The 9,483-nt window shown below is 35.8% G+C and carries 4 protein-coding genes; 3 read left to right on the forward strand and 1 reads right to left on the reverse strand.

Going from position 1 to position 9,483, the window contains the following annotated elements; translation table 11 throughout:
• Positions 1–131: 131 nt before the first annotated feature.
• Together gltB and ACT3CE_RS17000 are read left to right on the forward strand one after the other, a co-directional pair.
• The gene (gltB, locus tag ACT3CE_RS16995) at positions 132–4,652 is read left to right on the forward strand and encodes a glutamate synthase large subunit (RefSeq protein WP_444710972.1); all 4,521 of its coding nucleotides are present in this window, start codon (positions 132–134) and stop codon (positions 4,650–4,652) included.
• Positions 4,653–4,732: 80 nt separating this feature from the next.
• Positions 4,733–6,154 (forward strand): glutamate synthase subunit beta, encoded by a 1,422-nt coding sequence (locus tag ACT3CE_RS17000; RefSeq protein ID WP_444710973.1) that lies wholly within the window; start codon positions 4,733–4,735, stop codon positions 6,152–6,154.
• A 237-nt stretch (positions 6,155–6,391) separates the two neighbouring features.
• Here ACT3CE_RS17000 and ACT3CE_RS17005 read toward each other — a convergent pair whose 3' ends face one another.
• A complete protein-coding gene (locus ACT3CE_RS17005; RefSeq protein ID WP_444710974.1) occupies positions 6,392–8,092 on the reverse strand; it encodes a hypothetical protein in 1,701 nt (566 codons plus the stop codon).
• Positions 8,093–8,795: 703 nt separating this feature from the next.
• Between ACT3CE_RS17005 and ACT3CE_RS17010 the strand changes: the two genes are divergently transcribed.
• On the forward strand, positions 8,796–9,305 hold the full coding sequence (locus tag ACT3CE_RS17010; protein ID WP_444710975.1) for a DUF6155 family protein: 510 nt from the start codon (positions 8,796–8,798) through the stop codon (positions 9,303–9,305).
• Positions 9,306–9,483: the final 178 nt, after the last annotated feature.

Raw genomic sequence — 9,483 nt, forward strand, 5'->3', positions numbered from 1 at the left:
ATGGGAACAACGACAAACGGATTCTTTGTGTCGTTGCTAAAGTACTAGAGTTGGGGACTCTATAAGCTTTATCTAATTCCTTTATATTAAAAGAAAAAATCAATGCCTGGCTTCGCACTTAAAATATGCCTATGCGAAACCTAAGACCAACCCGACAGGGACTGTATGACCCTACGAATGAACATGACAATTGTGGAATTGGCTTTGTAGCCAATATTAAAGGAAAAAAATCGTACGAGATAATTACGCGCGGTCTTGAAGTTCTGTGTAATATGGAACATCGAGGAGCACGTGGAGCCGATAACGTAAGTGGTGACGGTGCTGGTATTCTTATGCAGGTACCTTACTCTTATTATAAAAAGTTAGGACTCAATCTTCCTTTACCCGGTAAATATGGTACCGGATTACTATTTTTACCTCAAGACGAAACAGAAGAAAAGTTCTGTATAGAAGTTTTAATCCAGATTTTAGAAGAAGAAGGTTTGGAATTTCTTCAATTACGCGATGTGCCAACTGACACAAATGCGATTGGAGAAATTGCAAGACAATCGGAACCTGTAATCAAGCAAATATTTGTTGGAGGAAACTACGAACAGGATGATTTAGAGCGTCGTTTATATTTAGCAAGAAAACAAGCTGAAAATTATGTGCGTGCCACAAAATTAAAGCAAAAAGAGATGTTCTACATCCCTAGCCTTTCATCTAAAATAATAGTATATAAAGGAATGTTTGCCAGCGATCAGCTGGGGCCTTACTATGCCGATTTACAAGATCCAAGAATGGAATCTGCAATTGCAATGGTTCATTCTCGTTTTAGTACCAACACCTTCCCATCGTGGGATTTGGCACAACCTTTTCGTATTGTTGCTCACAATGGTGAAATTAATACAATTAAAGGGAACCGATTGTGGATGCAAGCTCGTGAATCATTACTAAAATCAGAAATGTATGGTGATGATATTAAAAAATTATTTCCCGTTGTAGAGCCGAACAAAAGTGATTCTGCATCCTTCGATAATGTTCTCGAATTTTTATTCTTAACAGGACGAAGTCTGCCACATGCCTTAAGTATGATGGTTCCTGAATCGTGGAACGAAAAAAATCCTATTCCTGATAGTCTTAAAGCTTTTTATGAATATCACTCTACCTTTATGGAGCCCTGGGATGGTCCTGCCTCATTAGTATTTTCTGATGGACGTTACATTGGAGGAACATTGGATCGTAACGGATTACGTCCTTCCAGATATGTTATCACCCAGGATGATATGATTGTAATGGGATCGGAAGTAGGTATTCAGCAGTTTAAAGCCGAAGAAATTAAAGAAAAAGGAAGACTTAAACCTGGAAAATTACTTTTGGTTGATACTCAACTGGGAATTATTATTCCAGATCAGGAAGTAAAATCGCAGTTAACCTACCGAAATCCATACCAAAACTGGTTAAAAGAAAATCGATTAGATTTAAAGGCAATTCCTGTAGAAAAACGTGTTCCTTCTGATATTGGAAGTCATTTTGAGATTTGCCAAAAAACTTTTGGTTACTCGAAAGAAGATTTTGAAAGAATTATTTTACCCATGGCTACCGGAGGTCAGGAACCTGTTGGCTCGATGGGTAATGATGCGCCAATTCCTGCTTTATCGCCAAAACCACAATTGTTATTTAATTATTTTAGACAATTGTTTGCTCAGGTTACCAATCCTCCTATCGATTCCATTCGTGAGAATCTGGTTATGGATTTAACTAATTATATTGGAGCAGTTCAAAAAAACCTTTTGGATGAAACACCTCAGCATTGTAAATTAATTCGATTTAAAAGTCCATTAATTACAAATACTGATCTGGGTAAAATAAAGCACCTTAGACATGATGAATTCCGCCATGCCAGTATCGATATCCTTTTTAAGGCTGCCGAAAACGGAAAAGGATTGGAACAAGCTCTTGACAAGTTATGCGAATTAGCAGAAAAAGCTGTTGATGATAAAAAAAACTACATTATTCTTACCGATAGAAATGTGAGTGAAACAATGGCACCAATCCCCGTATTGCTTGCTGTTGCTGCTGTTCATCATCATTTAATAAAGAAAAGAAAAAGAATGCAAATTGGTCTTGTTGTTGAGACCGCCGAAGCTCGAGAGGTAAATCATTTTGCATTACTTATAGCCTACGGTGCTAGTGTTATTAATCCATATATGAGTTATGCAGTTATCGATAAACTTGTAAAAGATGGAAGACTAAGTCTGGAATACAAAACGGCTCGTAAAAACTATATTAAAGCAGTAAACAAAGGTCTACTTAAAGTAATGTCGAAAATGGGTATTTCAACCATTGGAAGTTATCTGGGTGCACAAATTTACGAGGCTTTAGGAATTAGTAATGATGTTATTAATAAGTATTTTACAGGCACTTGTTCGAGAATTGGTGGTGTAGGACTTAAGGAAATATCTGAAGAAATTTTGTGTCATCACAAAAAAGCTTTTTCACCAAAAGATCCATTTGAAAATACTGATTTATTAAATAATAACGGAACTCTACATTACCGAAAAAATGGAGAGCCACACAGTTGGAATCCTGAATCGATTGGATTACTTCAATGGTCGACCCGTACAAATGATTACTCAAAATTTAAAGAGTTTTCGGCAATTGTTAATAAGGAAACCCGAAATCCTAATTTTTTAAGAGGTTATTTTGATTTTAAGCATAACCCTATAGACATTAGCGAGGTAGAACCTGCTGAAAAGATCATGAAGAGATTCTGTACGGGAGCTATGTCTTACGGATCGATTTCGAAAGAGGCTCATGAGGCTTTGGCTATTGCAATGAATAAAATTGGTGGAAGAAGTAACACTGGAGAAGGTGGTGAAAACGCAAAGCGTTTTTATTCTAATGCACGAAGTTCTATTAAACAAATTGCTTCCGGACGATTTGGTGTAAACGCTGAATATCTGGTAAATGCCGACGAGTTGCAAATTAAAGTAGCTCAGGGTGCTAAACCAGGAGAAGGTGGACAGTTACCTGGATTTAAGGTAGATAAAATTATTGCCAAGTTGAGAAATTCAACTCCGGGAATTACCTTAATCTCACCTCCTCCACATCACGACATTTACTCTATTGAGGATTTAGCTCAATTGATTTACGATTTGAAAAATGTAAACCCAACAGCCTGCGTAAGTGTCAAATTAGTTGCAGAAAATGGTGTTGGAACAGTTGCTGCTGGTGTGGCAAAAGCTAATGCCGATTTAATTGTTATTAGTGGTGCCGAAGGAGGTACGGGAGCAAGCCCTTTAAGTTCGATAAAAAACACAGGCTTGCCAGTAGAACTAGGATTGGCTGAAGCTCAACAAACTCTTGTATTAAACGATTTAAGGGGTAGAATCAAACTCCAAACTGATGGTCAGTTAAAAACTGGTAGAGATATTGTTTCAATGGCTTTATTGGGAGCAGAAGAATTCGGATTCGCAACCAGTGCACTAGTAGTATTGGGTTGTGTAATGATGCGTAAGTGTCACCTAAACACCTGCCCTGTAGGTATTGCTACTCAGAACAAAGAATTAAGAGCTAAATTCTTAGGACGTTCGGAGTGGGTAATCAATTTCTTTACATTCTTAGCAGAAGAATGCCGTGAGATAATGGCTGATTTAGGTATAAGTAAGTTCGACGACCTGGTTGGAAGATCCGACCTGTTGGTAAAAAGAAAAGACATTAAAACATGGAAAGCTAAAACCATAGATATTCAAAACCTTCTTCACTTGCCAGAAACAGATGGACATGAATTGTGTGGAATAAATGCAACAATTAAATCGATTGGTAAAGTACTGGATCATGATTTAATTGAACAAGCTGAAAAAGCACTTCATGATGGAGAAAAAGTTTGGATAGATAAAAAAATCAACAATACAGATCGTACTACTGGAGCTATGCTTTCTGGTAAAGTAGCAGCTTTAAAACCTAAACATGTATTAGAACCTGACACTATCTATTGCAGATTTAGAGGATCGGCCGGACAAAGTTTTGGTGCATTTCTGGAAAAAGGAATCACGTTCCGTTTAGAAGGCGATTCGAATGATTATTTTGGAAAAGGATTATCGGGAGGTAAAATCATTGTTAATCCACCAGACAAAAGCAAATTTAAACCTGAAAAACAGATCATTATTGGTAACACTGCCCTTTATGGTGCTACCTCCGGTGAAGCCTATATAAGAGGAATGGCTGGAGAGCGTTTTGGAGTTAGAAACTCGGGATCGAAAGCTGTAGTTGAAGGAGTTGGTGACCATGGTTGTGAATATATGACTGGTGGGCGTGTAGTTATTCTTGGACCTACAGGAAGAAACTTTGCTGCAGGTATGAGTGGTGGAATTGCTTATGTGCTAAACATGGAAGGACAATTGGATTATTTCTGCAACCAAAGTTTGGTAGCATTAGAACCTGTTGAACACCTTCAGGACATACATGAATTACAAGGAATGATTCACCAGCATCTGTTATTAACTCAGAGTAGTGTAGCCTCTAAAGTACTTACTCATTGGGAAGAATATCTTCCTCATTTTGTAAAGGTGATACCTTACGAATACAAAAAAGTACTTGAAGAGAAAAAACTGAAAAAGATTCGCCGCAAGCTTAAGCAAGCACAATCTCGAACAGCAATACACGAATAAACCAATTAACAGTAGACAGAATATTGCAAATTAATAACCAGCCATATTCTGACTACTGATAACTGCAAACTGAAAAGATTATGGGAAATCCTAAAGGTTTTTTAGAAATAAAAAGAAAAGAAGCCGGATATCGTCCGGTACGAGATAGAATTGGAGATTTTGGTGAAGTAGAACAAACACTAAATCTTGAAGATAGAATAGATCAGGCATCAAGATGCATGGATTGTGGTATTCCTTTTTGTCATTGGGCTTGTCCCACAGGAAGTAAAATTCCCGAATGGCAAGATGCCGTTTATCGCGAAAATTGGGAGGAAGCAAGTCAAATATTACACTCCACAAACAGCTTTCCTGAATTTACAGGGAGAATATGTCCTGCCCCATGCGAAAAATCATGTGTTCTTTCCTTGCATAATGCTCCGGTCACTATCCGTGAAAACGAAGCTTCTATTATCGAAAAAGCATTCGAATATGGCTATATAAAAGCACAAATACCTAAAAATAGAACAGGTAAAAAAGTAGCAGTCATAGGCTCTGGGCCTGCAGGATTATCTGTTGCCGACCTATTAAATAAAGCTGGTCACTCGGTTACTGTTTACGAAAAAGATGATGCCATTGGTGGCCTACTGCGCTATGGAATTCCAGATTTTAAACTGGATAAACATGTAATCGATCGCCGTTTGGACTTGTTTGTAGAAGAAGGAATTGAATTTAAAACCAACCAGGATGTTGGTAACACGATTTCAATTGCTGATTTGGAAAAACAATACGATGCAATTTGTTTAGCAATTGGTGCTATGAAACCCCGCGATCTGCCTATTAAAGGAAGAGAATTATCGGGTGTTCATTATGCTATGGATTTTCTGAAGCAACAAAACAAAGTTATCCGTGGAGACGAATTTTCGAAAAATGAAAGAATTTCGGCCAAAGGAAAAAATGTTGTCGTAATTGGAGGTGGCGACACAGGTTCCGACTGTGTAGGAACATCTATCCGACAAAAAGCAAATTCTGTTCTTCAAATTGAGCTATTACCTAAACCTCCTGAAGAGAGAGCTGAAAACAATCCATGGCCCTATTGGCCTAATACATTGCGAACATCAAGTTCTCATTTAGAGGGTTGTAAACGTCGATGGTCGATTAGCTCAAAGGAATTTGAAGGAGAAAATGGTGCAGTAAGTAGTCTTAAAATTAGTCAGATTGAATGGACTAAAGATGAGAACGGTAAATTTCAGATGAATGAAATTCCAGGAACAGAAGAAACTGTAGAAGCTGAACTGGTACTCTTAGCCATGGGCTTTGTGCATCCGGTGCACGAAGGATTAGTAAACGAGCTAGGGGTTGAATTAGACGGGAGAGGAAACATTAAAACAAACGAAAATGGACAAACCTCCAATTCGAAAATTTTCTGCTCGGGCGATGCAACTACCGGAGCCAGCTTAGTTGTTCGTGCCTTACATAATGGAAGAAAAACTGCAGCATCAATGCATTCATTTCTTAACAAGTAATAGTTTACACAATAAGTCAACACTAAACATAGGCAGTTAAGTGTAAGAACCAGTAGTTTTATCTCGACAAAGAATAAACTATTGGTTCTTTAAAAAAGGAGCATTCTTGGGAATGCTCCTTTTTACAATTTTAAAACCAAAATTCAAATTCGACATTTACAACCACAAAAATATCGAAAACCTTGAAAACTACAGAAATTTAAATTTTTCAATTAAACTTATTTACTAGATCTAAAATCAAGGATTTATAGCTGCATCAGATTGAGTTACAGTAGCAGTATTGCCATTACCATTCTGAATTACCATACTATTTTCTCCTAGTCCTTCCTGATAAATAGTTGCTGTATTATTTGAACCATTCTGAAGTACTCCTGAATAATTAAATTCTCCATATTGAGTAACAGTAGCAGTATTATTATCTCCAAAATACTGTAGCACTACAGATTCATTATAATTACCTTCCTGGAAAACATCTGCTAAAGAATTTGTTACTCCCATCTGTTCTATACCTGAGTAGTTAGCTTCACCATACTGACCAACTAATGCAGTAGTTGCACCACCACCATACTGATAGGTTTCAGCCATATTGCCTTCACCATTTTGTAATACAACAATTTCATTTCCCATTCCACGCATTTGCTCAGAATATGACCAGTTTTCATTTCCTATTTGATATATTGCTGCCACATTACCATTACCTCTTTCCTGCACCATGCCTGCAACATTATTATCTCCATTTTGTTCTGCATAAATTTCATTATTCATGCCTCGAACCTGTAATGATTTTGCATCATTAAAATTACCATTCTGAACCAAACCTGCCCAATTATATCTGCCTCTGATTTGTTCGATTTGAGCTTGATTTGCTACTCCAGTTTGAGCAATTCCTGCATAATTATATCTACCTCTTTCCTGATAAGTTTTAGCCATGTTCCATAAACCTAACTGACCAATATATGCAGTTTTTTCTTTACCTCCATACTGAATTGCAGTAGCTGTATTCATATCCATATACTGCTCAATATCAATTCTATTACCTTCTCCACCTTTTTGAGTAGAAAAAGCCCAGTTATCAGATCCTGTTTGCTCTACCATAGAACTATTTAATGATCCGCCATATTGATAAACGTCAGCTAAATTCCAGTTTCCATCCTGAATAACTCCAGCCCAATTTGAGTAACCAAAATATTGACGAACTCTTGCCTGATTGTACTCACCAAACTGAAGAATACCACCAAAATCAACCATTCCGCCCATTTGATCAACTTTTGCCCAGTTAACAAAGCCAAATTGGTTAATTAATGCTTCCGACCAAAAGTTATCTGTTTGATCTACATAAGCACTATTCCAATCTCCATTTTGAAGAACATTCGCAATATCCCAAACGCTCATTTGGTTAATCATTGACATATTAAAATATCCGTATTGCTCTACATAAGCTTCAACCCACTCACTATAAAATTGATTGATATAAGAATAGTTCTGTCCCCACTGATACACATCAGCAATATTATCGATACCCCAATATTGATAAATATCAGACATATTGTAACCAATTTGATTAACAGTAGCGTGGTTATAATCTGTCCACATTTGAGTAATGCTTGAACTGTTAGACATATCCTGAGTTACATCGGCAGTATTGCCAATTCCCAATTGAGAAATTGTAGAATAGTTACTACCAATTTGGTTTACCATAGCAGTATTAAAATGTCCCCACTGAGTAAGATAAGACCTATTCATAAGACCATTTTGTGTAATATCAGCAGAATTATCTGTTCCCCATTGGTCTACATAACTCATGTTCCAAAAACCTACTTGCTCGACTGTGGCCATATTGTCGTTGCCAAGCTGATCGACCATAGATTGATTAATTTGAGCCATTGAGGCTCCTGCGGTAAATACCACAGCCAATAAAAATAAAAAAAGTTTTTTCATCGTTGAATTTTTTAGGTAAAAGTGAATATTTTGATAAAGAATTTTAATGGAAGCTTGTGGTTGAGTGGTTTTACTTCCACTTCTTTATCGTATTAATTACATAAATTTTTAAGCTTCTTATTCCAGCTTAATTAATCGTTTATCTTTAAAGAGTGTGTTGGTGTATTTTCTGTAAAATGAAATAGTATAGTAGGAAAATACAACTGATAAATTAGAACTAACAAAGCATTTGTATCGCAAAAAAAGTTTGAGAAGAAATCTTTTTAAAGCAATTGAAATTTTCACGACATCAGGTATAATGTTATTTGCAATACAAAATGATAAACAGAAAATAATTCTGCTACTGAGAGAGTTATTAATCGGTAAATAATTAAATAACATAACGTTCAAATAATCATGTTTTATTTACAATAATAAAGCTAAGGAACTATACTCTCAACTCTTATGTAATTTACAGGTTAATGTGAAAATAAGTGATAAACACCATTTTTTTGTACACGAACAGAATCAGCACAAGTAAATTTGTTAATTATAATTAAACAAATTCCTTATGTACAAGGAATTACTCCGCTTTATTTAGTATAAATTAACTAAGTATAAAACATAGTAGTAAGAAACAGAGTAAGCTGCTAAAATTTACTTCGAATGGAATTAATAGCTATATCAAAATTGTATTTTAACTTTAAGCCTTAATTTAATATTTATGAGCAAAAAAGATTTAAAAATATATTTACAAGAGTTAACTAAAAAGCAACTTCAAGAACAAATAGTAGATTTATACGCCCGATTTAAGGAAGTTAAAGAGTTTTACGACTTTGCTTTTAACCCACAAGAAAACAAACTAATAGAAGAATGTAAATTCAAAATTTCTAAAGAATATTTTCCCTTAAATGGTAGAAAAGCTAAAATGCGACGTTCGGTTGCTCAAAAATCTTTACGCCATTTTAAAAAATTGGAAGTAGAACCTTCGCTTATTGCCGATATTATGCTCTATCAAATTGAAATAGCACAAACTTATACTTCCGAAAAATTTATTAAATCGGAAGCATTTTACAAAAGCATGCTAAAATCCTTTAAAGAAGCTATCGAACATATTAATAATAATAAACTGAGAAACGAGTTTGTGCAACGCCTGGAAAAAATTGCCGATACTGCCGCAGAACAAAATTGGATGAACCGCGATGGTTTCGAAATGGCAATGAAACTATTGTGAAAAATGAAATATATGAAATGGTCCCACTATCCTGTAGAGTGTGTAAATGGATTGAATTAATTTTTAACCCGCTTATAGTTTCACTTCTTAATCTTGCTAAGCCCATAATCTTTTAAATCATGGTTTCGACTTGTTATTGTGCACCCGTTTATGCTGCAAACTTTTCGACCCAAAATTA

The sequence above is a fragment of the Marinifilum sp. RC60d5 genome (assembly GCF_052400665.1).
In the GTDB taxonomy this organism is placed as follows: Bacteria; Bacteroidota; Bacteroidia; order Bacteroidales; family Marinifilaceae; genus JBQTGK01.

Bases quoted from the DNA above. Each gene is read 5' to 3' on its own strand.
- gltB (WP_444710972.1), top strand. From the start codon at position 132: ATGCGAAACCTAAGACCAACCCGACAGGGACTGTATGACCCTACGAAT.
- ACT3CE_RS17000 (WP_444710973.1), top strand. From the start codon at position 4,733: ATGGGAAATCCTAAAGGTTTTTTAGAAATAAAAAGAAAAGAAGCCGGA.
- ACT3CE_RS17005 (WP_444710974.1), bottom strand. From the start codon at position 8,092: ATGAAAAAACTTTTTTTATTTTTATTGGCTGTGGTATTTACCGCAGGA.
- ACT3CE_RS17010 (WP_444710975.1), top strand. From the start codon at position 8,796: ATGAGCAAAAAAGATTTAAAAATATATTTACAAGAGTTAACTAAAAAG.